The sequence below is a fragment of the Herbaspirillum frisingense genome (genome assembly GCF_047325095.1).
GTDB classification, from domain to species: Bacteria; Pseudomonadota; Gammaproteobacteria; order Burkholderiales; family Burkholderiaceae_D; genus Herbaspirillum; species Herbaspirillum frisingense.
This window is the reverse complement of sequence record NZ_CP168558.1, coordinates 4047848-4072644: the sequence shown is the minus strand read 5'-3', so window position 1 is coordinate 4072644 and position 24797 is coordinate 4047848. Positions and strand designations below refer to the sequence as shown.

Genomic DNA, 24797 nt, shown 5'->3' with positions numbered 1-24797 from the left:
TGGCGATCAATATACGTGCGCCCACCGGGGCTGTATAGTGAAGACTTTCCATCATGTGATCGCTTTTTGGAATCACCCATGAAACCCACACCCAGCTTGCAAAGCCTCCAGAGTCTGCTGTCCCGTCTGCGCATGAAGCAGCTGCAGCTGCTGATCGCCCTGGATGAACACAAATCCCTGCACAAGGCCGCCAGTGCCCTGGCCATGACGCAGTCAGCGGCCAGCAAGTCGCTGGCCGAGCTGGAATCGATGCTGGATGCGCAATTGTTCGAACGCACCAAGTCCGGGCTGATCCCCAACCAGTTCGGCCATTGCGTGATCCGCTATGCGCGCCTGATGGCTACCGACCTGGGGTCCTTGTGCGAGGAAATGGCGCAACTGCGCTCCGGGCGCGGTGGCCGGCTGGCCATCGGGGCGGTGATGGGGGCGGTACCGGAGATGGTGGTGCCGGCGGTGGATGCGCTGCAACGGCACCATCCCGAGCTCAGCATCGAGATCGTGGAAGATACCAGCGTGCAGTTGCTGGGCTTGCTGGACGAGGGGCATCTCGACCTGCTGGTGGCGCGCGCCAGCGTGTCGGACCATCCTGGCAAGTATCACTACCAGGCCCTGTCGGAGGAGCCGCTGTCGGTGGTGGTGTCGGCCGAGCACCCGCGCCCGCGTAGTCGGCAGCTGCAACTGGCGGCGCTGGCCGGCTATCGCTGGGTGACCTATCCCAGCCACATGCCGCTGCACGCGGTGCTGGAGCGCGAGATGGACCTGGCCGGAGTGACCATGCCGGGCAATGCCATTTCCACGGCATCGACCTTCGTGACAGTGGCGCTGCTGCAGCAGGGGACGGACATGGTGTCCATCCTGCCCACGGCGGTGGCGGAGATGTTCGTCCGGCGCGGGATGCTGCGCATCCTGCCGGTGAAGCTGCGCTCGATGTCGCAGACCATCGGCATCGTCACCCGCAAAGGGGGGCAGTTGTCGGGGGCGGGGGAGGCGCTGGTGCGGCTGTTGAGGGAGCGCTCGGCGCTCTGACGTCCATCGACCCTGCTCGCCATGGCAGGGGCTCTTCTTCCAGGTGGGGCTCCTCCCGCCTGATCTTTCCCGCTTGCATTATTTCCGGCATGAAGCGCGGGAGGCGCCTTGTCGCCCATGCAGCCCATGCAGCCCTTCCTACGCTCGCATGCGAGACATTCACCTGATCCATGCAAAAAATTTGAGCATCCTTACAACTGGTGTAATGGTATAGTGATTATACCAGTTGGCGATGTCCGTCTTTTTCGTCTGCCGTCGCCGCTGGCGATATCAAGAAAACATCAAAGAAACAAAACAAGCAAAGGCAGCCAGGCGACCGCAAGGCGCACAGCCCCCGCAGTCCCTGGCGAAACCCAGAGAGGTTGTCGTTGAACAGGCGCAGCCTCTCAACCCGACAGGAGACAAGACAAAAATGGAGACCACCCAGAGTGCCGTCGAAAGATCGGCCATCCGCAAGGTCGCGATGAGGCTGGTGCCTTTCGTAGGCCTGATGTTTTTCATCAACTTTCTGGATCGCACGGCGATCTCGTTTGCCGGCCCCAATGGCATGAGCCGTGACCTGGCGCTCACTGCGGCCCAGTTCGGCTTTGCTGCCGGGGTCTTTTTCATCGGCTACGTGCTGCTGGAAATCCCCAGCAACCTGGCCCTGCACAAGTACGGCGCGCGCCGCTGGCTAGCGCGCATCATGGTGACCTGGGGCATCGTGGCGCTGCTCTTTACCTGGGTCAGCAGCGTGGAGGGGTTGTATGTGTTGCGCTTCCTGCTGGGCGTGGCCGAGGCCGGTTTCTTCCCCGGTGCCATCCTCTACCTGAGCCTGTGGGTGCCGGCCCGGCATCGCAGCCACATCCTGGCGCTGTTCTACCTGGCCCAGCCGCTGACCATCGTCATCGGCGCGCCGGTGGCGGCCCTGCTGATCGAGGCGCATGGCCTGTTCGGCCTGGAAGGCTGGCGCATCATGTTCGCCGGGGTGGCGCTGCCGGCCATCGTGGTCGGGGTGATCGCCTGGTTCTACCTGGCCGACAAGCCGGGTGAAGCCAAATGGCTCAACGAGGCCGAACGCAAGTGGCTCACCGGCGCATTGCAGGCCGAGCAGAACGGCAAGCGCGTGGAGCATGTGGCCCACGCCGGTGCGGCGCTGAAGAATCCGCGGGTGTGGATGCTCTCGCTGGTCTATTTCGGACTGATCTACGGGCTTTACGCGCTGGCCTTCTTCCTGCCGACCATCATCGGCGGCTTCGAGACCCAGTTCGGCGCCAAATTCAATGTCTTCCAGAAGGGCCTGATCACCGCCATTCCCTACCTGCCGGCGGCCATCGCGCTGTTCCTGTGGAGCCGTGACGCCACCCGGCGCGGCGTGCGCAGCTGGCATGTGGGCCTGCCGGCGCTGCTGGGCGCCATCAGCATCCCGGCCGCGCTGTACATGCAGAGCCCGGCAGCCACCGTGATGGCCATCACGGTCACGGCGTGCGCCATCTTCTCGGCGCTGCCGACCTTCTGGTCGATCCCGGCGCGCTTCCTCTCCGGTGCGGCGGCCGCTGCGGGTATCGCTCTCATCAATACGGTGGGCAATGCGGCGGGCTTCATGGCGCCCTTCATCACCGGTGCGATCAAGGACGCCACCGGTTCCTACCAGGCACCGATGTTCGTGGTGGGGGCATTGATGGCGGTGTCGGCACTGGTGATCTTCGCCATCGGCGCGGGATCGCGGGAAGAGGCGGCCGAGTTGCAGGGCCGCGTGATCGCCGAATGAATCCTCCGGTCGGCCAGCGGCCAGTTGGCCCGGCCGACCGGAACTTTGCAGAACTCAAATGACGACAGGAGAAGAAATATGAAGGAAAAGATCGCACTCTTCGGCGCAGGCGGCAAGATGGGCGTGCGCCTGGCGAAGAATCTGAAGAAATCGGATTACCAGGTTTCTCATGTGGAAGTCAGCGAAGTGGGTCAGCAGCGCCTGCGGTACGAGGTCGGCGTGGACTGCGTGAGCATCGACGCGGCGCTGGACAACGTCGATGTGGTCATCCTGGCCGTGCCCGATACCCTGATCGGCAAGATAGCCGCCGAGATCTCGCCCAAGCTGCGCGCCGGCGTGATGGTGATGACGCTGGACGCGGCCGCGCCCTTCGCCGGCCATCTGCCGGAGCGGCCGGACCTGGTCTATTTCGTGGCCCACCCTTGCCACCCGCCCATCTTCAACGACGAGACCACGCCGGAAGGCCGTCGCGATTTCTTCGGTGGCGGCGCCGCCAAGCAATCCATCACCAGCGCCCTGATGCAGGGTCCGGAGTCGGCCTTCGACCTGGGCGAGGATGTGGCCAAGGTGATCTACCAGCCCATCCTGCGCAGCTATCGCCTGACGGTGGAACAGATGGCAATCCTGGAGCCGGGCCTGTCCGAGACCGTCTGTGCCACGCTGCTCTATGCGATGAAGCAGGCCATGGACGAGACCGTGCGTCGCGGCGTGCCGGAAGAGGCGGCCCGCGATTTCCTGCTGGGGCATATGAACATCCTGGGCGCGGTGATCTTCAAGGAAATTCCCGGGGCCTTCTCGGATGCCTGCAACAAGGCCATCCAGAACGGCCTGCCGCGCCTGCTGCGCGACGACTGGCTGAAGGTCTTCGAGCATGACGAGATCGCGGAGAGCATCCGCCGCATCACCTGAGGGAGTGGGCATGGAACGCATCTACGCCAGCTACTGGCTGGAAACCGGGGATGACCCGGCGCGCGCGGCCGAGGTCATCGCCGGGGAGCAATCCAGCGGGACCTTCGTGGCCCTGGCCACCGAGACGCCGGAACTGAAGGCGCGCTCCGGCGCCCGTGTCGAAAAGCTGGAGATCCTCGGCCACAGCAACACGCCCAGCCTGCCCGGCGGCATGACGTCGCAGCGCTATACGCAATGCCGGCTGGAGCTGTCCTGGCCGCTGGAGAACACCGGTGCTTCGCTGCCCAACCTGATGTCCACGGTGGCGGGCAACCTGTTCGAGCTGCGCCAGGTGTCGGGTCTGCGCCTGACCGGGCTGCAACTGCCCAAGGCCTTCGTGGACGCCTATCCGGGGCCGGCCTTCGGCATCGAAGGCACGCGCCGCCTGAGCGGGGTGAGGCATGGTCCGCTGATCGGCACCATCATCAAGCCCAGCATCGGCCTGTCGGTGGAGGAGACGGTGCAGCAGGTGCGTGAACTGGTGGCTGGTGGCATCGACTTCATCAAGGACGACGAACTGCAGGCTGATGGCGGCCGTTGTCCCTTCGACGAGCGGGTGCGGGCGGTGATGCGGGTGGTCAACGACCACGCCGATCGCACCGGCAAGAAGGTCATGGTGGCCTTCAACCTCACCGGCGACCTGGACCAGATGCGACGTCGTCATGACCTGGTGCTGGCCGAGGGTGGAAGCTGTGTCATGGCGGTCCTCAATTCCATCGGTCTGGTCGGTCTGCAGGAGTTGCGTCGTCATGCGCAACTGCCGATCCATGCGCATCGCGCCGGCTGGGGCTATCTCACGCGCAGCCCGCAACTGGGCTGGGACTATGCGCCCTGGCAGCAGCTGTGGCGTCTGGCGGGGGCTGACCATATGCACGTCAATGGCTTGGGCAACAAGTTCAGCGAGCCGGATGACAGCGTCATCACGGCGGCGCGTTCGGTCCTGCAGCCGGTGGTGGCTGGCGCCGACATGGTCAGCACGTTGCCGGTCTTCAGCTCCGGGCAGACCGGCTTGCAGGCAGCCGATACCTATGCCGCCATCGGCTGCGCCGACCTGATCCACACCGCAGGTGGTGGCATCTTCGGCCATCCGCAGGGCGTGGCGGCAGGCGTGGAAGCGCTGCGTGAGGCCTGGGTGGCCGCCATCGAAGGCGTCCCCCTGGCCCAGCATGCGCGCAACAACAAGGCGCTGCAGGCGGCGCTGGGGTTCTGGAAATGAGTCTGCTGCCTGAGAGTGCGCAGCTGCCGCAGGGGCTGCTGCTGTCCTATTACGGCGACGACTTTACCGGCTCCACCGATGCCATGGAGGTGATGAGCGCCGCCGGCCTGCCGACCGTGCTGTTCCTGCGTACGCCCGATGCGGCGATGCTGGCGCGCTTTCCCGAGGTGCGCTGCATCGGCATCGCCGGGTCCTCGCGCGGACGTTCCCCGCAATGGATGGAGGAACATTTGCCGCAGGCCTTTACCGCGCTGGCGGCGCTGGGGGCGCCGGTGATGCAGTACAAGGTGTGCTCGACCTTCGATTCCTCGCCCGAGACCGGTTCCATCGGACGCGCCATCGACATCGGCACGCGCCATCTGCGCGGCGACTGGTCGCCCATGGTGGTGGGCGCGCCCCGGCTGAAGCGCTACCAGCTATTCGGCAACCTGTTTGCCGCAGTGGACGGGCAGGGCTACCGGCTGGACCGGCATCCGACCATGTCGCGCCATCCGGTCACGCCCATGGACGAGGCCGACCTGCGCCGGCATCTGCGCCGGCAGACCGCGCGCCGCCTGGAACTGGTGGACATGCTGCAGCTGCGCGACGGGGCCGTGCAGGCGCAGGCGCGCCTTGAATCATTGCGCGGTGGCGATGCCCCGGTGGTGCTGATCGACGTGCTCGACGACGAGACCCAGCGCCAGGCCGGGCGGCTGGTGTGGGAGGGTAGGGGAGCGGGTGTCTTCAGCGCATCGTCCTCGGGTTTGCAATACGCGCTCACGGCCTACTGGCGTGAACGCGGCTGGATCGCGGCGCAGCCATCCCTGCCCAAGGCCGGCCCGGTGCCGGTGATTGCGGCGGTCAGCGGCAGCTGTTCGCCGGTCACGGCCGGGCAGATCGCCTGGGCGCGCGAGCACGGGTTTGCCTGCCTGCGCATGGATTTGCCGGCCGTGCTGCGGCCCGAGCGGCGTACTGCCGAACTGGGGCGCCTGGTGGCGGCGGCCGATGCGGCCATCGCCGGCGGGCGCAGTCCGTTGGTGTTTTCGGCCGAGGGGCCGGACGATCCTGCCGTCGCCGGTTTCGATGACATTGCCGCCCAAGCCGGGCTGGCGCGGGGCGAGGCGGCGCGCCAGGTCGGCATTGCCCTGGCCGAGACCCTGCGTGCCATCCTCGATGGAGATTCCGGGCAGTCGTTGCAGCGCATTGCCATTGCCGGCGGCGACAGCTCGGGCGAGGTCGCCAGTGCCCTGGACATCACAGCCCTGTCGGTCTGCGCCGGACTGGCCCCGGGCGCGCCGCTGTGCCGGGCATGGTCGGACAATAGCCGCCGCGACGGTCTGGAACTGGTGCTCAAAGGGGGACAGGTGGGCGCGCGCAGCTTCTTCGGGGATGTGCGGGAGGGGGCTGTAAACTAGGGTCTGCTTCGTGCGCCCATGGCATGGCGCAATCGCAGGCCGGGTCTGCGATTGCGGTAGATATGGTAGAGTGCGCGTCCAACGAAACCTATACTTTGAGACAGCGCAGCCATGCCGGAACCGATACAGCGACGCAAGTTATACCAGGAAGTGCTGGAGCGCCTGATGGATCGCATCCATCAGGGTGAATTCCCGCCCGGGTCACAATTGCCTTCCGAACGCGACCTGATGGAGCAATACGGTGTGGGCCGCCCGGCGGTACGCGAGGCGATGCAGGCGATGGAGCGTTCCGGTTTCGTGGAGATCGCCCATGGCGAGCGCGCCCGCGTGGTCGACCCCACGGCCGACCGGCTGATCGCCCAGATCGCGGCCGGTGCGCAGCATCTCCTGCGTACCAAGCCGGACATGTTGAAGCACATGAAGGAAGCCCGCGTCTTCCTGGAAACCAGTACCGCCCGCATGGCCGCCGAGCGCGCCAGCGAGGAGCAGGTAGCGCGGCTACGCCAGGCCATCGCCGAGCATCGCGCCTCGATGGTCAACCTGGAAGAGTTCATCGAACGCGACATGGCCTTCCATCGCGAGATCGCCGACATCAGCGGCAACCCGATTTTCCCCTCGATCGTCGAGTCGATGTTCCGCTGGGCCAGCGAGTTCTACACCACCCTGGTACGCGCCCCCGGAGCGGAAGAACTGACGCTGCTGGAACACCAGCGCATCGTCGATGCCATTGCCGCCCACGATGGCGAAGCCGCCGCCGAAGCCATGCGCGCGCACCTGATGCGCGCCAATGAGTTGTATCGGGAGTTGGGGCAGCAGTAGATATGCCTGCACGCGGGGAGCACAGCCGTGGATGCTCTGGATGATTGCAACCGGTCTTCCCCAGGGTGACAAAAATAGCTCGGTGCGGCCCCGTGTTTTTCCTGCTTCGCTATTCGGCGAAGACTTCTTGCAACGCTTCCAATGTTGCCGTGAGCGTCTTGTCCGTGACGCGCCCGAGTTTCCTGATCAAACGCTCCTTGTCCAGCGTGCGCATCTGATCCAGGACAATCAATCCTTTTTTCTTGTCGAAGGTGATCGGCACGCGATACGGGGCGGGCTTACTGCCGGTTGTCATCGGAGCCACAATCACGGTGCGCAGATAATCGTGCATCTCTGCCGGCGAAACGACGACGCATGGACGGGATTTATTGATTTCGCTACCCACAGTGGGGTCGAGCGCGGCTAACCAGATTTCGCCGCGCATCACCATGTCAATTCCTTGTCACCATCGTTTCCAAATTCGGGCCAGACCAGGCCGTCATCCTGTGCGGCCGCAATTTTCTGGCTGGCTTCGACCCATCCTTCACGGGGCCGTTTTTCCAGTTTGCGAATCACGATCTTGTCGTCTTCGATGTCGATGTCGATATCTTCATCGACGAGCATCCCCATCTTGGCCAGAAATGGCTTCGGAATCAGTACGCCTTGCGAGTTGCCCATTTTGCGGATGGATGTCTTCATTTTTCTCACCTGGTAAATACAATGTTGTTACATCAGAATTCTCGTGTAAAAACAATGTTATTACAATTTTCCTGAAATGCCTATCGCTGGCCAAGATCGTGGTTCAACGCAACATGCCATGCCAGGTAGGCTGCTTTTCCTCATGGTAATAAGGCCGGGTCAGCGGCGCCGACATCACCTGTTGATCCGCCAGCACGGTCACCGTGGCCAGGCCGGGCGGGCCGTCGTAGCGGCGGCAGGCCTGGGCCGAATTGCGGTTGTTGTGCATGTCCACCACCAGCAGGCGTTTCTGGGCCTCGCTCATGCCCGGGGTGGGTGGCGGCGCCATGCGCTTGGGCGGGATCACCAGGGCATCGCCCGGTTCCACCCACAGGTCGGCCAGGCTGATTTCATTGACGTAGGGGCGCCAGCGCGCCACCGTGATCACCAGCGGTTCGGGACCCTGCGAGAAAAAGATGTGGGCGAAGTCGTGGTACTCCAGGTCGGTGGCATTCCAGGTCAACAGTTCGCGGCTGCGGCCGTCGCCGAGATAGGGTGATTCATAGCCGGCCCATTTGCCGTAGGTGTACTGGGCCATCACCAATCCCTGATAGGTGAAGCTCAGGCACTGGCCGTTGCGCAGCAGCGTGGCGCCGAAGGCCTGGGCATTCTCCGGGGTGGCGGGCAGGGGTTCGTAGCGGACCTCGGGAACGCGGAAGTCGAACTCGGTGATCTCGTAGGCCGGCCAGTCCTTGGGCGTGATCTTGCGCGGCCAGTGGGCGATATCGCGGTAGGTGGCGCCGCGTTCCAGTTCCGGTGCTTCCTGGGCCAGGGTGATGAGTTCGCCGACCACGGTCTGGCTCTGCAGGCCATGGCCGTTCTGGTTGCACATGTAGGGGTACTGGTTCGGGTCGAGCAGGACTTGCGAGGGACCGTCGGCGATGAACAGGACCGGGTCGAAATCACTTTGATCTGGTGGCATGGCTTCCCCTTTTGAATAAGCGTGGCGGTGGCAGGTCGCCGGCCGGCATCCCCCGATGCGGCGCGGCGCCGGGGATGTTCGCACAGATCGGGGGCGTTCAGCGCAGTTTGTCGGCGCCGGGGGACTTCCGCCGGACTCAGCCGGCGGCGATGCGACGGATGCGATAGACGCAGCGTCGTGCTCCGGCCGGCAGGTGCTCTTCGCGGGTGATCTCGGCCTCGCCCCCGAGCACTTCGCCAAAGAGCTGGAGCTCCGAACGGCAGAAGCCCTGGCAGGTCATTGCGGCGGCGCAGATGGGGCAGTGGTCTTCGATCAGCAGCCAGTCCTTGCCCTCCTTCTCCACCCTGGCCATGTAGCCTTCGGCACTGCGGATGTCGGCCAGTTTTTCCAGCTTCTTCGGGAGGGTCGGCAGGTCGGCGCAGAGGCGCAGGTATTGCGACCGCATCTCGGTTTCGCGCTGGCCGATCAGCTTGTCCAGTCCGGGTTCGCCGAACAGCTGGCGGATCGACCCCAGCAGTTGCACCGTCAGTTGCGCATGCGTGTCGGGGAAGCGGGCATGGCCGCTTGCGGTCAGCTCCCATTCCTGGCGCGGCCGTCCGGCGCGCGCCACGGCTGCGGCCTGGCGGCTGGCGATCAGGCCTTCGGCGGCCAGCTTCTGGATCTGTTGGCGTGCCGCTTCGGCGGTCATCTCCAGCTCCCCGGCCAGTTCGCTGGCGGCGGCGGGACCGCGGGTCTTCAGGCGTAGGAGGATGCGTTCGGCGGTGCTGGGGCCTGCCTGAGGAGGGGACTGGTTCGAGGTGAGCGGCTGCATATTTTCCAAGTGTTAGCTTGTTAAATTGTGGACTTCGTTTTACGATACGCTTAATTAAGCAAGAAGGTTCTTGGATAATAAACCGGCGCAGGGTGAAAGTCGATCAGTCATTGGTGTGGCATGTTGCTACGTGTTGCTACTTGTTGCCACTTGTTGCTGACCTGCCTCCGCTCGCCGCCCTTCATGAAGGATATGCCATGACAACTTCCTCTTCCGCACCTTCCACCGCGACTGCGTCCGAGCCCGCCAGCGTGGCCAGCTGGGGCGACCTGCTGGGGCGTCGCCACGGCTGGTGCGCAGTGGCGCTGACCGGAGGCGTGGCGCTGCATGCGATCAATGTGCACATCGTCACCACCATCCTGCCTTCGGTGGTGGGCGATATTGGCGGCCTCGATTATTACGCCTGGAACGTGACCCTGTTCGTGGTCACCTCCATCATTGGCTCGACCCTGACTGGCAAGCTGCTCTCGCGACTGGGCGCGCGTAGCGCCTACCTGCTCTCATTGGCGGTATTCGGGGCGGGCGCGATGTTGTGCGCGGGCGCCACCAGCATGGGCTGGATGCTGGCTGGGCGGGCGGTGCAGGGGATCGGCGGCGGGCTGCTGGCTTCGCTGGGGTATGCGCTGATTCCGTTGGTGTTCGAGCAGCGGTTATGGTCGCGGGCCATCGCACTGGTCTCGGGCATGTGGGGTATTTCGACGCTGCTGGGGCCGGCGGTGGGTGGGCTGTTCGCAGCCGGCGGCCACTGGCGACTGGCCTTCTTCGCCTTGCTGCCCTTGTTGCTGCTGCAGGCTGCACTGGTGGTGGGGCAACTGGGGCCGCGCCGGGTGCGTGCCCAGTCCGATGTACATCAGACCATGCCGTTGGGGCGCATCCTGCTGTTGGCGCTGTCGGTCTTGCTGGTGGCGCTGGCGGCGCAAACTGAGCAGACCTGGGCGGCGGCGGCCTGCGTGCTGGGTGGGGCCGTGCTGGGACTGTGGGTGGCGCGCATCGATCTGCGTTCACGCATCAGCCTGCTGCCGCGTGATGGTTACCGGCTTTCTAGAGCGATGGGCTGCGCCTTCGCCTGCATCTCGCTGCTGGTGCTGGCCAGCTGCGTAGAAATCTTCGTGCCATATTTCCTCCAGACCCTGCATGGCTTTGCGCCGCTGGGGGCGGGCTATGCGACGGCTGCCATGGCCGGTGGCTGGAGCGTGGGTTCACTGGCCGGTTCCGGGCGCAGTGCATCGGCGGCGGCCCGCATGATCCGCCTGGGACCGTGGCTGATGCTGCTGGGGCTGGTGGCGCTGGCATTGCTGTTGCCGAGTCTGTTGCCCATGCGGCTGCTGGCCAGTGCTGCGCTGGTGGATGTGCTGATGGTGCTGGCGCTGGCGGTGACCGGCCTGGGCATAGGCATAGGCTGGCCGCACCTGGTGGCGCGGGCTATGCAGGCGGCGCGACCGGGCGAGGAAAACCTGACCTCGGCGGCCATCACCACTGTGCAGTTGTATGCGATGGCCATTGGTGCGGCGCTGGCCGGTCTGATTGCCAACCAGGCCGGGCTGGGCCTGTCGGGCGGGCAGGAAGAGGAGGGCGCACGTCAGGCCGCCTGGGTGCTGTTTGCGGCGTTTGCGCTGGCACCGGCGATGGCGACCGTGTTGACGCGGAGGTTGGTGGCGCATGGGGAGTGATGAGATGCCTGTGCCTGCGGAGGCTGCCACGCTCGGGTTCACGCCCGCGCCCATCAGCGAGATCGACTACCACCTGCTGGTGGCGGAGTTCGACATGCTGTGGTCGCGCCGTCCGGACGTGGGTCTGCGCGAGCGGATGGATCAGATGATGCGCTTGATCTCGGCGTTCGAGGAGAGTCGGCGGATCGCTTCTTCGGCCTGAGCCAGCGCGGCTTCTGGCAGGCGCAGGTGGAGGTGGGCCAGGGTGTCGTGGCGGCTGTCCAGCAGTTGGTACTTTTGCTGCGCCAGCCAGTGCCGCAGTTGCGGTTCGGCCGAATAGACCACGCCGATCTCGATTTCCGCCTGGGCCACGCGTTCGGTGCGTTCGCTGGTCTTGAGGGCAGTGGCGATGGCGTCGGTATAGGCACGCACCAGCCCACCTGCGCCCAGTTTGACGCCACCGTAGTAGCGCACCACCATGGCCAGTACGCCATCCAGTTCGTGGTGACGCAAGACCTCCAGCATGGGGCGGCCGGCGGTGCCGGAGGGTTCGCCGTCGTCGGACATGCCGGACTGGCCGCCGGCCATCAGCGCCCAGCAGACGTGGGTGGCACTGCGATGGGCCTCGCGCATGCGGGCGATTTCCTGCATGGCGGCCTCGCGCCCCGCGACCGGCTGGACGATGCCGATGAAGCGGCTCTTGCGGATTTCCAGTTCGATCTCGGCCCGCTGGGCGATGGTGAAGGTGGCCATGGTGACTTGCCTGTGCGCCTGGGCCTCAGGCCTGCTGGTCGCTGCCGGCCTTGAGCAGGGCCAGCTCGGCGCGCAGGCCCTGGTTCTCTTCGGACAGGCGCGAGACCCGGGTCTGCAGTGCGGCGATCTCGCGGCGCAGGGCGGCGGTGAGTTCGTTTTCCTGGCCTTCCACCAAGGGGATGGCGCTGCTGCTGCCGGTGGCGCCGTCGTCGCTGGCGAGGGCACGCGGGGTGCGGGTGGCGGCTTTCTGTTCGCGCACTTTCTTGGCGGCTTCGCGCAGTTCCTTCTTGCCTCCGGCCACGGCGCTGACCTGCGCCTCGCTGGGCAGGGTCGCCACGGCAGCGGCGGCATTGATGGAGATGGTGCCGGTGCGCACGGCCTCTACCAGCTCCGGGGCGGCGGTCTTGCGGATTCGGTCGATCTGGCCGATGGTGGCGCTGCTGATGCCGGCAGCGCGGGCGATGTCTTCGCGCGTCTTGATGCGACCGGTGTCGTCGTCGGCGTGCCAGGGGGCATCGCCGGCCGGGGCGTCTTCGTTGTTCATGGCGGGCTCGGCGGTGCTGCTGTCGTCGCTGGCGGCCGATTTGGCCGGTGTGGCTTCGGCCTTGGTGCGGGCGGCGATGATGTCGCGCTTGCGCAGGGCTAGCATGCCGCGCTGGAAGTCCGAGACGCTGCGGCGGCCGAGCTGGTTATCGATCATCCACAGCAGCACGTCTTCCAGCGACTTGAAGCTGTCATTGTGGACCGTCTTGAAGGGCAGGTCGTACTTGCGGCAGATTTCGTAACGGTTGTGACCATCGATGAGCACCTCGCCCCACAGCACCAGCGCATCGCGGCAGCCTTCGGCCAGCAGGCTGCGTTCCAGAGCGGCGTATTCGTTGGGGGTGAGGGGATCGATGTACTTCTGGAGTTCTTCGTTAATGACGATATTCATGGGGCGAAGCCTTGCCTAACAGATCGTGAGCCGGGGCCGCATTCTACACCACCGCCCCTGGCGGCCGGCCGCCTGCGGTCGGGTCGGGGGCTTGCAGTACAATGACGGGCTTCGATATTGCTCCGTGGTGTCATGCGCTTCTCCTTCCGCCTGACGGCTGTTGCCGTCGCTTCCACTTTCTTGCTGTCGGCCTGTGGTACCCCTTCCTGGGTGCCGGGCAACGCGTCGCCAGCGTCTGTCGAATCTACCGCCGGTAGCCCTGCAACCCCCGCTGTCACGACCGTCACCCCGGTGCCGGTGGCGCCACGCAAGATCAGGATCGGCCTGGCCCTGGGCGGCGGCGCTGCGCGCGGGTTTGCGCACATTGGCGTGATCAAGGCGCTGGAGGCGCAGGGCATCACGGTAGACGTGGTGGCCGGTACCAGCGCGGGCAGCCTGGTGGGGGCGCTCTATGCCGCCGGCAACGATGGCTTTGCCTTGCAGAAGCTGGCGATGTCCATGGATGAAGCCTCCATCTCTGACTGGTCGGTGCCCTTGTTCGCCAAGGTCAGCGGGGTGATCAAGGGGGAGGGCGTGCAGAACTACGTGAACAAGGCGGTGCACAACGTTCCCATCGAAAAATTCAAGATTCCCTTCGGCGCGGTCGCCACCGACCTGCGCAGCGGCCAGCCCATCCTGTTCCAGCGCGGCAATGCGGGCGTCGCGGTGCGGGCTTCGTCGGCGGTGCCGGGGGTGTTCCAGTCGGTGAAGATCGGCGACCATACCTATGTCGATGGCGGGCTGGTGTCGCCGGTGCCGGTGCGCTATGCGCGGCAGATGGGGGCGGACTTCGTGATCGCGGTCAATATCTCGGCCAATCCGGAGGCACAGGCGGCTTCCAGCAGCTCCATCGATGTGCTGCTGCAGACCTTTGCGATCATGGGGCAGACCATCAACCAGTATGAGCTGAAGAATGCTGATATCGTGCTGCAGCCGAGTCTGGGGGCGATGAAGGGCAGCGACTTCGCCAGCCGCAACGTGGCCATCCTGGCGGGCGAGCAAGCGGCTACGGCGGCCATACCGGAGATCAAGCGCAAGCTCAGGTTGATGGCGACGGGGAACTGATTTTCAGGTTTCCCTGAGGAAAACAAAAATGGCCACTGGATTTTCCAGTGGCCATTTTGTTTGTATCGTTTATAGCGTTTGCGCTCGCACCGTTGCGGTGCCTATTTCTGCTCTTCTTCGCCCGCCATGATGCGTCTTGCACCATTGAAGCGCTTCTTCCAGTAGGACTCGTCCATGCTCTCGATGCGCACCTGGCCACCGGCCGAGGGGGAGTGGATGAACTTGCCGTCGCCCAGGTAGATGCCCACGTGGGAGAAGCCGCGGCGCAGGGTGTTGTAGAACACCAGGTCGCCGGGCTGCAGATTGTCGCGGCCGATCTTTTCGCCTACGCGGCTGATTTCCAGCGAGGTGCGCGGCAGGTCGGTGCCCCATGCTTCCTTGAAGACGTAGCGCACCAGGCCGCTGCAGTCCAGGCCGGTATCGGGCGAATTGCCGCCGTAGCGGTAATTGATGCCCAGCATGGCCAGGGCCTGGGTGGCCAGTTCGGATGCGCGATTGGTGATGTCTTGCAGGCGGGCGATCGCAAGATTGGTCTTGCTGATCAACTGCTGGGCTTGCGGGGAAGTTGCTTGAGGAGGAGGAAGATCCTGCGCTGCCAGGGAAAGGTCAGCGGAATAGGCCGATGCACTGATCCAAAGGCCGGCTGCGAGCGCGCACGCACGAGCGGTTTGTCGTCGGATTCGGTCAGATCGGCGTAGGGTCATCGGGATCCTCTCAAAATAGGATTGCGGGACTGTAAGGTAAATCTTACGGCTTGTCAAAAGCTGGATTCGTGCCAGCTTGGCAAAATGGAATGATTTGCGGGGCAAAAAGGGGGTATTTAGCGTCATCTCCCAGTAAGTATTCTTCCTACACGACCCTAGGAAAATTTTTCTGTAAATGATTTACTGATGAGTCGGAATGCAGTTCTTGCATTCTCGGTTTGCGGGAATTTTCAAGAGGGGCGGGCGGGATGGCGAAGTGCTGAAAATGATTCATGCATGTCGCATGGATGAGTTTGCCGGCATGGGATGTCAAAACGACTTTATGGCCTTACAATCAGCGTTCGATTTTTTATGCCTATCGGAGCAAACATGCAAACCAAACCGTTTCTGTCGCTGGACGACGTGAAGAAGATCGCCGCCGGTGCTGAAGCCGAAGCCCGCGCCAACAACTGGAACGTGGCCATCTCCGTGGTCGATGATGGCGGCCACCTGCTGTGGCTGCAGCGCATGGACGGCGCCGCCCCGATTTCCTCGCAGATCGCCCCGGCCAAGGCGCGCACCGCCGCCCTGGGTCGCCGCGAAAGCAAGATCTATGAAGACATGATCAACAACGGTCGCGTCTCCTTCCTGAGCGCCCCCGGCCTGGACGGCCTGCTCGAAGGCGGCGTGCCGGTCGTGGTCGAGGGTCACTACGTGGGCGCCGTCGGCGTTTCCGGCGTGAAGTCTTCCGAAGACGTGCAGATCGCCAAGGCCGGTATCGCAGCCCTGGGCCTGTAATACGCCGCGTTGCGCCGGCAGCGCTGTCTGCCGGCGTTCCCTCCTTCCGGCACCCCATTTCGGTGCTTCCTGAAGCAAGTTCGGCCATCCGTGATTTGCCGGAGGGAGCCTCTTGCGCTATAATTGAGCGGTTTAGCCAATTTTATCCGCCGTAGCGCATAGCCATTCCTCTTCCTCGTTCCTAACAGGCCCAGCCACGCTCCCGTACCGAATGAGTCGGGGTGTTCGCGCCGGTCGGTTTTGGCGCGCAAAGGTCTTCCGGTCATCCAGCCGCGGCGGTAACAATCTCAGGAGTTACCCTTGCTGCCTCTTCTTTCCGGTCCCGCGATTCCGGCCATCCTCGCGCTCGCAGACGGGTCTGTCTTCCAAGGTTTTTCCATCGGCGCCGCAGGCAACACCACCGGTGAGGTGGTGTTCAATACCGCGATGACCGGCTACCAGGAAATCCTGACCGACCCCAGCTACAGCCGCCAGATCGTCACCCTTACCTATCCGCACATCGGCAACACGGGCGTGAACCGTGAAGACGTGGAGGCCTCGCAGATCCACGCTGCCGGCCTGATCATCAAGGACCTGCCGCGCCTGCTGTCGAACTTCCGCAGCCAGCAATCCCTGTCGGACTACCTGAAGGAAAGCAACATCGTTTCCATCGCCGGCATCGATACCCGCAAGCTGACCCGCATCCTGCGCGAGAAGGGTGCCCAGAACGGCGCCATCGTGGCGGGTGAAGCGGACATCGAGGTCGCTACCGCCAAGGCGCTGGAACTGGCACGTGCCTTCCCGGGCCTGGCCGGCATGGACCTGGCCAAGGTGGTCTCCACCCAGAAGGCCTACAACTGGACCGAGACCGAATGGCGCCTGGGCCGCGGCTATGGTCAGCAGATCACCCCGAAATTCCACGTGGTCGCCTTCGACTACGGCGTCAAGTTCAACATCCTGCGCATGCTGGCCGAGCGCGGCTGCAAGGTCACCGTGCTGCCTGCGCAAGCCACCGCCGCCGAGGCGCTGGCCCTGAACCCGGACGGCATCTTCCTCTCCAACGGTCCTGGCGATCCGGAACCCTGTGATTACGCCATCGCCGCTTCCAAGGAGCTGATCGAACGCGGCATCCCGACCTTCGGCATCTGCCTGGGTCACCAGATCATGGCCCTGGCCTCGGGCGCCAAGACCCTGAAGATGAAGTTCGGCCACCACGGCGCCAACCACCCGGTGCAGGACCTGGATTCCAAGCAGGTGATGATCACCTCGCAGAACCACGGTTTCGCCGTGGATCAGGCGACCCTGCCGGCCAACTGCCGTGTCACCCACATCTCGCTGTTCGACGGTTCGCTGCAAGGTTTCGAGCGCACCGACAAGCCTGCTTTCTGCTTCCAGGGCCACCCCGAAGCATCCCCTGGACCGCATGACATCGCTCCCCTGTTCGACAAGTTCGTGGCGATGATGGAGAAGAAACAAAATGCCTAAGCGTACTGACATCAAAAGCATCCTGATCATTGGCGCTGGCCCGATCATCATCGGCCAGGCCTGCGAATTCGACTATTCCGGCGCCCAGGCCTGCAAGGCCCTGCGCGAAGAAGGTTTCAAGGTCATCCTGGTCAACAGCAATCCGGCCACCATCATGACCGACCCGGAAATGGCGGACGCCACCTACATCGAGCCGATCACCTGGCAAGCGGTGGAACGCATCATCGCCAAGGAAAAGCCGGACGCCATCCTGCCGACCATGGGCGGCCAGACCGCGCTGAACTGTGCGCTGGACCTGCATCGTCATGGCGTGCTGGACAAGTACAAGGTCGAACTGATCGGCGCCACCCCGGAAGCCATCGACAAGGCCGAGGACCGCTCCAAGTTCAAGCAGGCCATGACCAAGATCGGCCTGGGTTCGGCCCGTTCGGGCGTGTCGCACACGATGGAAGAATCGTGGGCAGTGCAGAAGACCATCGGCTTCCCGGTCATCATCCGCCCGTCCTTCACCATGGGCGGCACCGGCGGCGGCATCGCCTACAACGCCGAAGAATTCGAGACCATCTGCAAGCGCGGCCTGGAAGCTTCGCCGACCTCCGAACTGCTGATCGAGGAATCCCTGATCGGCTGGAAGGAATACGAAATGGAAGTGGTCCGCGACAAGGCGGACAACTGCATCATCGTCTGCTCGATTGAAAACCTGGACCCCATGGGCGTGCACACCGGTGACTCCATCACCGTGGCACCGGCGCAGACGCTGACCGACAAGGAATACCAGATCATGCGTAACGCCTCGCTGGCGGTGCTGCGTGAGATCGGTGTGGATACCGGTGGCTCCAACGTGCAGTTCTCGGTCAACCCGGCCGACGGCCGCATGATCGTCATCGAGATGAACCCGCGCGTGTCGCGTTCGTCGGCGCTGGCCTCCAAGGCCACCGGCTTCCCGATCGCCAAGATCGCCGCCAAGCTGGCCGTGGGCTTTACCCTGGACGAACTGCGCAACGAGATCACCGGCGGCGCCACCCCGGCGTCCTTCGAGCCGTCCATCGACTATGTCGTGACCAAGATCCCGCGCTTCACCTTCGAGAAATTCCCGCAGGCCGACAAGCACCTGACTACCCAGATGAAGTCGGTGGGCGAAGTGATGGCCATCGGCCGCACCTTCCAGGAATCCTTCCAGAAGGCCCTGCGCGGCCTGGAAGTCGGCGTGGACGGCATGAACGAGAAGACCACCGACCGCGAACTGATCGAGAAGGAACTGGGCGAACCCGGTCCGGACCGCATCTGGTACGTGGGCGACGCCTTCGCACAAGGCTTCTCGCTGGAAGAAGTACATGGCCTGACCCATATCGACCCGTGGTTCCTGTCGCAGATCAAGGAGATCGTCGACATCGAACTGTGGCTGGAAAAGGAAGCTTCCCTGGAGTCGCTGGACAAGGCCACCCTGTTCCAGCTGAAGCAGAAGGGCTTCTCGGATCGCCGCCTGGCCAAGCTGTTGAAGACCACCGACACCGCCGTGCGCGAACAGCGCAAGAAGCTGAACGTGCGTCCGGTCTTCAAGCGCGTCGATACCTGCGCCGGCGAGTTCGCCACCGATACCGCCTACATGTATTCGACCTACGACGAAGAGTGCGAATCCAACCCGACCGACAAGAAGAAGATCATGGTGCTGGGCGGTGGCCCGAACCGTATCGGCCAGGGTATCGAGTTCGACTACTGCTGCGTGCATGCGGCGCTGGCCATGCGTGACGATGGTTACGAAACCATCATGGTCAACTGCAACCCTGAAACCGTCTCGACCGACTACGACACCTCCGATCGCCTGTACTTCGAGCCGGTGACGCTGGAAGACGTGCTGGAAATCGTCGACAAGGAAAAGCCGGTCGGCGTGATCGTCCAGTACGGCGGCCAGACCCCGCTGAAGCTGGCGCTGGATCTGGAAGCCAATGGCGTGCCCATCGTCGGCACCTCGCCGGACATGATCGACGCCGCCGAAGACCGCGAGCGTTTCCAGAAGCTGCTGCAGGACCTGGGCCTGCGTCAGCCGCCCAACCGTACCGCCCGTACCGAAGCCGACGCGCTGCAACTGGCGCAGGAAATCGGCTATCCGCTGGTGGTCCGCCCGTCCTACGTGCTGGGTGGCCGCGCCATGGAAATCGTCCACGAGCAGCGTGACCTGGAGCGCTACATGCGCGAAGCCGTCAAGGTCTCGCATGACTCGCCGGTGCTGCTGGACCGCTTCCTGAACGACGCCATCGAAGTCGATGTGGACTGCCTCTCCGACGGTGAACGCACCTTCATCGGCGGCGTGATGGAACACATCGAACAGGCCGGCGTGCACTCGGGCGACTCGGCCTGCTCGCTGCCGCCGTATTCGCTGTCCAAGGACACCATCGAAGAACTGAAGCGCCAGACCGCGCTGATGGCCAAGGGCCTGAACGTGGTGGGTCTGATGAACGTGCAGTTCGCCATCCAGCAAAGTGAAGTCGATGGCAAGACCGTCGATACCGTCTTCGTGCTGGAAGTGAACCCGCGTGCATCGCGTACCGTGCCCTTCGTCTCCAAGGCCACCGGCCTGCAACTGGCCAAGATCGCGGCGCGCTGCATGGTCGGCCAGTCGCTGGACAGCCAGGGCATCAAGAGCGAAGTGGTGCCGCCGTACTACAGCGTGAAGGAAGCCGTCTTCCCGTTCGTGAAGTTCCCCGGCGTGGACACCATCCTCGGCCCCGAGATGAAGTCCACCGGTGAAGTCATGGGCGTGGGCAAGACCTTCGGCGAAGCCTTCGTGAAGTCGCAGATGGGCGCCGGCGTGAAGCTGCCGACTTCGGGCAAGGTCTTCCTGTCGGTGAAGAACAGCGACAAGCCGCGTGCCGTGCAAGTGGCGCGTGACCTGGTCGCACTGGGCTTCTCCATCGTCGCCACCAAGGGCACGGCGGCTGCCATCAGTGCTGCCGGTATCCCTGTTGCCACCGTCAACAAGGTGGTCGAAGGTCGTCCGCACATCGTGGACATGGTCAAGAACAACGAGATCGCCCTGGTGGTGAACACCGTTGAAGAAAAGCGCAACGCCATCGCCGATTCCGGAGCGATCCGTACCTCGGCCCTGGCAGCCCGCGTGACGACCTTCACCACCATCGCCGGTGCAGAGGCGGCAGTGGAAGGCATGCGCCATCTGGAATCGCTGGACGTCTACGATTTACAAGGCCTGCATAAAGCTATACACTAAACCCACAACACGTTACTTTGTCGGCAGCAGTTGACGCCGACAAGCTAAGAGGGCATCTGAGCAATCGATGCCCTCTCTGACTTTTGGACGACACCCTGCGGCCACAACATGTTCAATGTTGCAGGGCAGATCCGTCCAGGGGACGCTAAGGACATGACGCCGCCGTGCCACGTGATCGTGGACTTGCGCGTGGCGTCATGTCCTTAGCGGCTCTGGGTCAGAGCGCGTGTTGAAGAGCTGACGGAATCCTGCAGCAACGGTCCGTTCACCAGCCAGACTGTTCCCGTAAAGACGATGCTTGTCCGCCAAGTTGGCGGCAATGGTGTGCTTTTGCGTGTTCATCGGCCGGCGGACCTTGGATGCGTCTTCCGTGTAACCCTAACCTTGAGCAAGAGACTTATGAGCACAGTTCCCCTTACCAAGCGTGGCGCCGAACTTCTGAAGGAAGAATTGCACCGTTTGAAAACCAAAGACCGCCCTGAAGTCATCAATGCGATCGCGGAAGCGCGCGCGCAGGGCGACTTGTCCGAAAACGCCGAATATGAATCGGCCAAGGAGCGTCAGGCCTTTATCGAAGGTCGCATCGCCGACCTGGAAGGCAAGCTGGGCGCGGCCCAGATTGTCGACCCGGCTGATCTGAACGCTGAAGGCCGCGTGGTCTTCGCCTCCACCGTGGATCTGGAAAACCTGGATAGCGGCGAGAAGGTGACCTACCAGATCGTGGGTCTGGATGAAGCCGACATCAAGGAATCCAAGGTTTCCGTGACTTCGCCCATCGCCCGTGCCCTGATCGGCAAGAGCGCCGGTGACGTGGTGGCCGTGGAAGCCCCGTCGGGTCTGAAGGAATATGAAATCCTGGAAGTGCGCTACGTCTGACGTGGTGTGACGGCACCGGCTCCGTGATAGTGCAGGGCGGGTGCTGTAGTAATCGGCTTGATCCGTCTGCGTGAGCTGTCTGCCTGAGCTGTCTGCGTGAGCTGTCTACCTGAGCTGCCTGCAAGTCCGACGAGCCGGAAATGAAAATGCCCGCATCAGCGGGCATTCTGTTTTGCGGGCCATCCGGAGATGGCCGGTCGGGCGGGATCAGCCCAGCGACTTCTTGGTGCTGCGCTGACGCGGCTTGGCCTTCTTGACCAGGCCACCGGCGGTGACGCGTTCATTGCCCTTGAGCATGACCTTGTTCACCGAAGGACGCTTGGTGGCGTGCGACTTGACGATGGTCACTTCGCGCAGGCCACCCTTGGCGCCGGAGGCGGTTTTCTTGACATCGTCCTTCTGCGGGCGATACAGGACCAGCAGCTTGCCGATGTGCTGTACCGGCGCGGCCTTGAGCTCGGCGCAGATGGTTTCGTAGATCGCGATGCGGGCTTCGCGGTCGTCGCCGAAGACGCGGACCTTGATGAGGCCGTGGGCGTTCAGGCTCTTGTCGATTTCCTTCATCACGGATTCGGACAGGCCGCTTTCGCCCACCATCACGACGGGGTTCAAGGCATGGGCCTGGGCGCGCAGTTCGCTGCGCTCGGCGGGAGTCAATGTCAACATGGGAATGCAGGTTCGGGACGAGGTCTCGGCGGCGCCAAGTTGTCCCTCAATGAGATAAAACCAGTATTCTACGCGAATGGCAAAGAACAAACTGAACAAAAACTGGTTGCACGACCATATCAACGATCCTTATGTGAAGCTTGCGCAAAAGGAAGGTTATCGTGCGCGCGCCGCCTACAAGCTCAAGGAAATCGATGAGGAAGAGCGCCTGATCAAGCCCGGTCAGGTCATCGTCGACCTCGGATGTACCCCCGGCAGCTGGTGCCAGTACGTGCGCAACAAGCTGGCCGGCGCCGAAGGTGGTGGCATCCATGGCACCATCATCGGCCTGGACATCCTGCCGATGGATCCGATTGCCGACGTCCACTATATCCAGGGGGACTTCCGCGAAGATGAACCGGTGCGCCAGCTGGGAGCGCTGCTGGACGGCCGCAAGGTCGACCTCGTGCTTTCGGACATGGCGCCCAACCTGTCGGGCGTGGCCATTGCTGACGCAGCGCGGGTGGAGTACCTGATCGACCTGGCCATCGAATTTGCCCAGTTGCACATGAAACCTGGCGGCTCCTTGCTGGTCAAGTGTTTCAACGGGACCGGCTATAACGAACTGGTGCACAAGTTCCGGGCCGAGTTCAAGACGGTGATGTCCAAGAAGCCCAAGGCCAGCCGCGACAAGTCGTCGGAAATCTTCCTGCTGGGCAAGTCATTGAAGAATCCCCGCGTTTGAATTCCGATAACATCGCTCAAACTTGATTCCGATGCGTTCGCTCGTTCAGGTGTTGAGTGCACAATGGACAGGATTTCGGCGCAAATACTGAAGTTTTCTGCCTTGTTTTGCCTGCTTTCAACCCTATATCGACATTTGGAAAACATCCGCTTGTCCCTTCCCGGGCGAGCAGCCTGCAGGTTTCGCCAGTTCAGGATGGCGGAAAATGTGTTGGCTGGATGGTAACGAAGCGACTGTAGTGGCGCGTCTGCACGGCAATTGTGCGTTGCGCGACGGCACGGCAGGGCGGGGCGGACGGCGGTTTTCTATGTAACGGTGGTTGAATCCGGGTAAAATCGGACAATACAAAGGCAACGTGGCGCCCAGGCGTCGGAGGAGTTCCAGTGAACAATATGTTTTCCAAGGCTGCCATATGGGTGGTCATCGCGCTCGTGCTGTTTATGGTATTCAAACAGTTCGACAGCCGCAGCATGGCAACCAACGCCAAGCCTATCGCGTATTCGGACTTCATCTCCGAGGTCAAGGCGGGTCACATCAAGGATGCGACCATCGAGGATCGCAATATCATCGCCACCACCCAGGATGGCACCAAGGTCAAGACCGCGACCACCGTGCTGGACCGCGGCCTGGTCGGTGACCTGCTCAACAATGGCGTGAAGTTCGACGTGCGCCAGCCGGAAGAGCAGTCTTTCCTGTCGCAGATCTTCATTTCGTGGTTCCCGATGCTGCTGCTGATCGGCGTCTGGATCTTCTTCATGCGCCAGATGCAGGGCGGTGGCAAGGGCGGCGCCTTCTCCTTCGGCAAGTCCAAGGCCCGCATGCTGGATGAGAACAGCAACTCCGTCACCTTCGCCGACGTCGCCGGTTGCGACGAGGCCAAGGAAGAAGTGCAGGAGCTGGTCGAGTTCCTGCGTGATCCGACCAAGTTCCAGAAGCTGGGCGGCCGCATTCCCCACGGCGTGCTGATGGTCGGCCCCCCGGGTACCGGTAAGACCCTGCTGGCACGTGCCATCGCGGGTGAAGCCAAGGTGCCGTTCTTCACCATCTCGGGTTCCGACTTCGTTGAAATGTTCGTCGGCGTGGGTGCGTCCCGCGTGCGCGACATGTTCGAAAACGCCAAGAAGCATGCTCCCTGCATCATCTTCATCGATGAAATCGACGCCGTCGGTCGCCATCGCGGTGCCGGCATGGGCGGCGGTAACGACGAACGTGAACAGACCCTGAACCAGATGCTGGTGGAGATGGATGGCTTTGAAGCTAATTCCGGCGTCATCGTGATCGCCGCCACCAACCGTGCCGACGTGCTGGACAAGGCGCTGCTGCGTCCGGGTCGCTTCGACCGCCAGGTGATGGTCGGCCTGCCCGATATCCGTGGTCGCGAACAGATCCTGTACGTCCACATGCGCAAGGTGCCCATCGCTCCGGACGTCAAGGCCGACATCCTGGCCCGCGGTACCCCGGGCTTCTCCGGCGCCGACCTGGCCAACCTGGTCAACGAAGCGGCCCTGTTTGCGGCCCGTCGCAACAAGCGCCTGGTCGAGATGCAGGACTTCGAAGATGCCAAGGACAAGATCGTCATGGGCCCGGAACGCAAGTCGGCTGTGATGCGCGAAGAAGAACGTCGCAACACCGCCTACCACGAGTCCGGCCACGCCGTGGTCGCCAAGCTGCTGCCCAAGGCCGATCCGGTGCACAAGGTCACCATCATGCCGCGTGGTTACGCACTGGGCCTGACCTGGCAGCTGCCAGAACATGACCGCGTGAACATGTACAAGGACAAGATGCTGGAAGAGATCTCGATCCTGTTCGGTGGTCGTATTGCTGAAGAAATCTTCATGCACCAGATGTCCACCGGCGCTTCCAACGACTTCGAGCGTGCCACCAAGCTGGCCCGTGCGATGGTGACCCGCTACGGCATGTCCGTCACCCTGGGTACCATGGTGTATGAAGATTCGGAGCAGGACGCCTACTTCGGCCGCATGTCTTCCAAGACCGTGTCCGAAGCCACCCAGCAAAAGGTGGATGCGGAAATCCGCAGCATCCTCGACGAGCAATATGCGCTGGCCCGCCGCCTGCTGGAAGAGCATCGCGACAAGGTCGACGTCATGGCCAAGGCCCTGCTGGAATGGGAAACCCTGGATGCCGATCAGGTCAACGACATCATGAACGGTGACGAACCGCGTCCGCCACGCAACGGTGTGCCGGCCAAGAAGTCGTCCTCGGACAACAACCGCCCCGGCGACGTCACCCCCAACGCCACGGCACCTGCCTGAAGCGTGGTGATATCGACGCAGCCAGGCAGTCTGCGGTAAGAGAA

22 protein-coding genes are annotated in these 24797 nt (G+C 63.2%); 14 read left to right on the top strand and 8 right to left on the bottom strand.

The features are described 5' to 3' along the window. The first annotated feature begins 78 nt into the window (after positions 1–78). The 6 genes from ACEOAC_RS18735 (at position 79) to ACEOAC_RS18710 (ending at position 7153) form a co-directional block, all read left to right on the top strand. Positions 79–1026, top strand: a complete 948-nt coding sequence (locus tag ACEOAC_RS18735; protein ID WP_413444334.1) for a LysR family transcriptional regulator — start codon at positions 79–81, stop codon at positions 1024–1026. Positions 1027–1438: 412 nt separating this feature from the next. Then, entirely contained in the window at positions 1439–2776 is a 1338-nt protein-coding gene (locus tag ACEOAC_RS18730; protein ID WP_413444333.1) for an MFS transporter, read from the top strand. 78 nt (positions 2777–2854) lie between these two features. Further along, complete coding sequence (locus ACEOAC_RS18725; RefSeq protein WP_413444332.1) at positions 2855–3685, top strand: phosphogluconate dehydrogenase C-terminal domain-containing protein; 831 nt, start codon at positions 2855–2857, stop codon at positions 3683–3685. Positions 3686–3695: 10 nt separating this feature from the next. Then, positions 3696–4940: a ribulose-bisphosphate carboxylase large subunit family protein gene (locus ACEOAC_RS18720; protein ID WP_413444331.1), complete on the top strand. Its 1245-nt coding sequence runs from the start codon at positions 3696–3698 to the stop codon at positions 4938–4940. Continuing rightward, positions 4937–6334 (top strand): 3-oxo-isoapionate kinase OiaK, encoded by a 1398-nt coding sequence (gene oiaK / locus ACEOAC_RS18715; protein WP_413628509.1) that lies wholly within the window; start codon positions 4937–4939, stop codon positions 6332–6334. Before ACEOAC_RS18720 ends, oiaK begins: the two co-directional genes overlap by 4 nt. A 111-nt stretch (positions 6335–6445) precedes the next feature. Beyond that, complete coding sequence (locus ACEOAC_RS18710) at positions 6446–7153, top strand: transcriptional regulator NanR (protein ID WP_006463208.1); 708 nt, start codon at positions 6446–6448, stop codon at positions 7151–7153. A gap of 109 nt (positions 7154–7262) precedes the next feature. Here ACEOAC_RS18710 and ACEOAC_RS18705 read toward each other — a convergent pair whose 3' ends face one another. The 4 genes from ACEOAC_RS18705 to ACEOAC_RS18690 form a co-directional block, all read right to left on the bottom strand. After that, complete coding sequence (locus ACEOAC_RS18705) at positions 7263–7583, bottom strand: type II toxin-antitoxin system PemK/MazF family toxin (protein ID WP_234295850.1); 321 nt, start codon at positions 7581–7583, stop codon at positions 7263–7265. Beyond that, positions 7577–7831: an AbrB/MazE/SpoVT family DNA-binding domain-containing protein gene (locus ACEOAC_RS18700; protein ID WP_413445601.1), complete on the bottom strand. Its 255-nt coding sequence runs from the start codon at positions 7829–7831 to the stop codon at positions 7577–7579. Before ACEOAC_RS18700 ends, ACEOAC_RS18705 begins: the two co-directional genes overlap by 7 nt. Positions 7832–7934: 103 nt before the next feature. Beyond that, positions 7935–8792, bottom strand: a complete 858-nt coding sequence (locus ACEOAC_RS18695) for a hypothetical protein (RefSeq protein ID WP_413445600.1) — start codon at positions 8790–8792, stop codon at positions 7935–7937. 136 nt (positions 8793–8928) lie between these two features. Then, complete coding sequence (locus ACEOAC_RS18690; RefSeq protein ID WP_039875212.1) at positions 8929–9603, bottom strand: helix-turn-helix transcriptional regulator; 675 nt, start codon at positions 9601–9603, stop codon at positions 8929–8931. A 197-nt stretch (positions 9604–9800) separates the two neighbouring features. Here ACEOAC_RS18690 and ACEOAC_RS18685 point away from each other — a divergent pair, with 197 nt between their 5' ends. Further along, positions 9801–11273 carry an MFS transporter gene (locus ACEOAC_RS18685; protein WP_413628508.1) on the top strand — a complete coding sequence of 491 codons (1473 nt, stop codon included), beginning with the start codon at positions 9801–9803 and terminating at the stop codon, positions 11271–11273. 141 nt (positions 11274–11414) lie between these two features. Here the strand turns inward: ACEOAC_RS18685 and ACEOAC_RS18680 are convergent, their stop codons facing one another. Beyond that, positions 11415–12005: an IMPACT family protein gene (locus ACEOAC_RS18680; protein ID WP_006463201.1), complete on the bottom strand. Its 591-nt coding sequence runs from the start codon at positions 12003–12005 to the stop codon at positions 11415–11417. Between the two features lie 25 nt (positions 12006–12030). Then, positions 12031–12939: a hypothetical protein gene (locus ACEOAC_RS18675; protein ID WP_413444118.1), complete on the bottom strand. Its 909-nt coding sequence runs from the start codon at positions 12937–12939 to the stop codon at positions 12031–12033. A 132-nt stretch (positions 12940–13071) separates the two neighbouring features. Here ACEOAC_RS18675 and ACEOAC_RS18670 point away from each other — a divergent pair, with 132 nt between their 5' ends. After that, positions 13072–14043 carry a patatin-like phospholipase family protein gene (locus ACEOAC_RS18670; protein ID WP_413444117.1) on the top strand — a complete coding sequence of 324 codons (972 nt, stop codon included), beginning with the start codon at positions 13072–13074 and terminating at the stop codon, positions 14041–14043. Between the two features lie 101 nt (positions 14044–14144). Here ACEOAC_RS18670 and ACEOAC_RS18665 read toward each other — a convergent pair whose 3' ends face one another. After that, on the bottom strand, positions 14145–14747 hold the full coding sequence (locus tag ACEOAC_RS18665; protein ID WP_039875208.1) for a C40 family peptidase: 603 nt from the start codon (positions 14745–14747) through the stop codon (positions 14145–14147). Positions 14748–15116: 369 nt separating this feature from the next. Here ACEOAC_RS18665 and ACEOAC_RS18660 point away from each other — a divergent pair, with 369 nt between their 5' ends. The 4 genes from ACEOAC_RS18660 to greA all read left to right on the top strand — a co-directional run bounded on the left by ACEOAC_RS18660 (position 15117) and on the right by greA (position 21090). Continuing rightward, positions 15117–15524, top strand: coding sequence for a GlcG/HbpS family heme-binding protein (locus ACEOAC_RS18660; protein WP_034338629.1), 408 nt, complete (start codon positions 15117–15119; stop codon positions 15522–15524). A 300-nt stretch (positions 15525–15824) separates the two neighbouring features. Next, complete coding sequence (gene carA, locus ACEOAC_RS18655) at positions 15825–16988, top strand: glutamine-hydrolyzing carbamoyl-phosphate synthase small subunit (protein ID WP_006463196.1); 1164 nt, start codon at positions 15825–15827, stop codon at positions 16986–16988. Then, positions 16981–20214, top strand: a complete 3234-nt coding sequence (gene carB, locus ACEOAC_RS18650) for a carbamoyl-phosphate synthase large subunit (protein WP_413444116.1) — start codon at positions 16981–16983, stop codon at positions 20212–20214. Before carA ends, carB begins: the two co-directional genes overlap by 8 nt. Before the next feature lie 399 nt (positions 20215–20613). After that, positions 20614–21090, top strand: a complete 477-nt coding sequence (gene greA, locus ACEOAC_RS18645; protein ID WP_006463194.1) for a transcription elongation factor GreA — start codon at positions 20614–20616, stop codon at positions 21088–21090. A 207-nt stretch (positions 21091–21297) separates the two neighbouring features. On the opposite strand, the gene yhbY is transcribed toward greA, so the two are convergent. After that, entirely contained in the window at positions 21298–21756 is a 459-nt protein-coding gene (gene yhbY / locus ACEOAC_RS18640) for a ribosome assembly RNA-binding protein YhbY (protein WP_413444115.1), read from the bottom strand. A gap of 76 nt (positions 21757–21832) precedes the next feature. Between yhbY and ACEOAC_RS18635 the strand changes: the two genes are divergently transcribed. After that, positions 21833–22480, top strand: a complete 648-nt coding sequence (locus ACEOAC_RS18635) for an RlmE family RNA methyltransferase (protein WP_413444114.1) — start codon at positions 21833–21835, stop codon at positions 22478–22480. A gap of 383 nt (positions 22481–22863) precedes the next feature. Next, complete coding sequence (gene ftsH / locus ACEOAC_RS18630; RefSeq protein ID WP_039875206.1) at positions 22864–24753, top strand: ATP-dependent zinc metalloprotease FtsH; 1890 nt, start codon at positions 22864–22866, stop codon at positions 24751–24753. Positions 24754–24797: the final 44 nt, after the last annotated feature.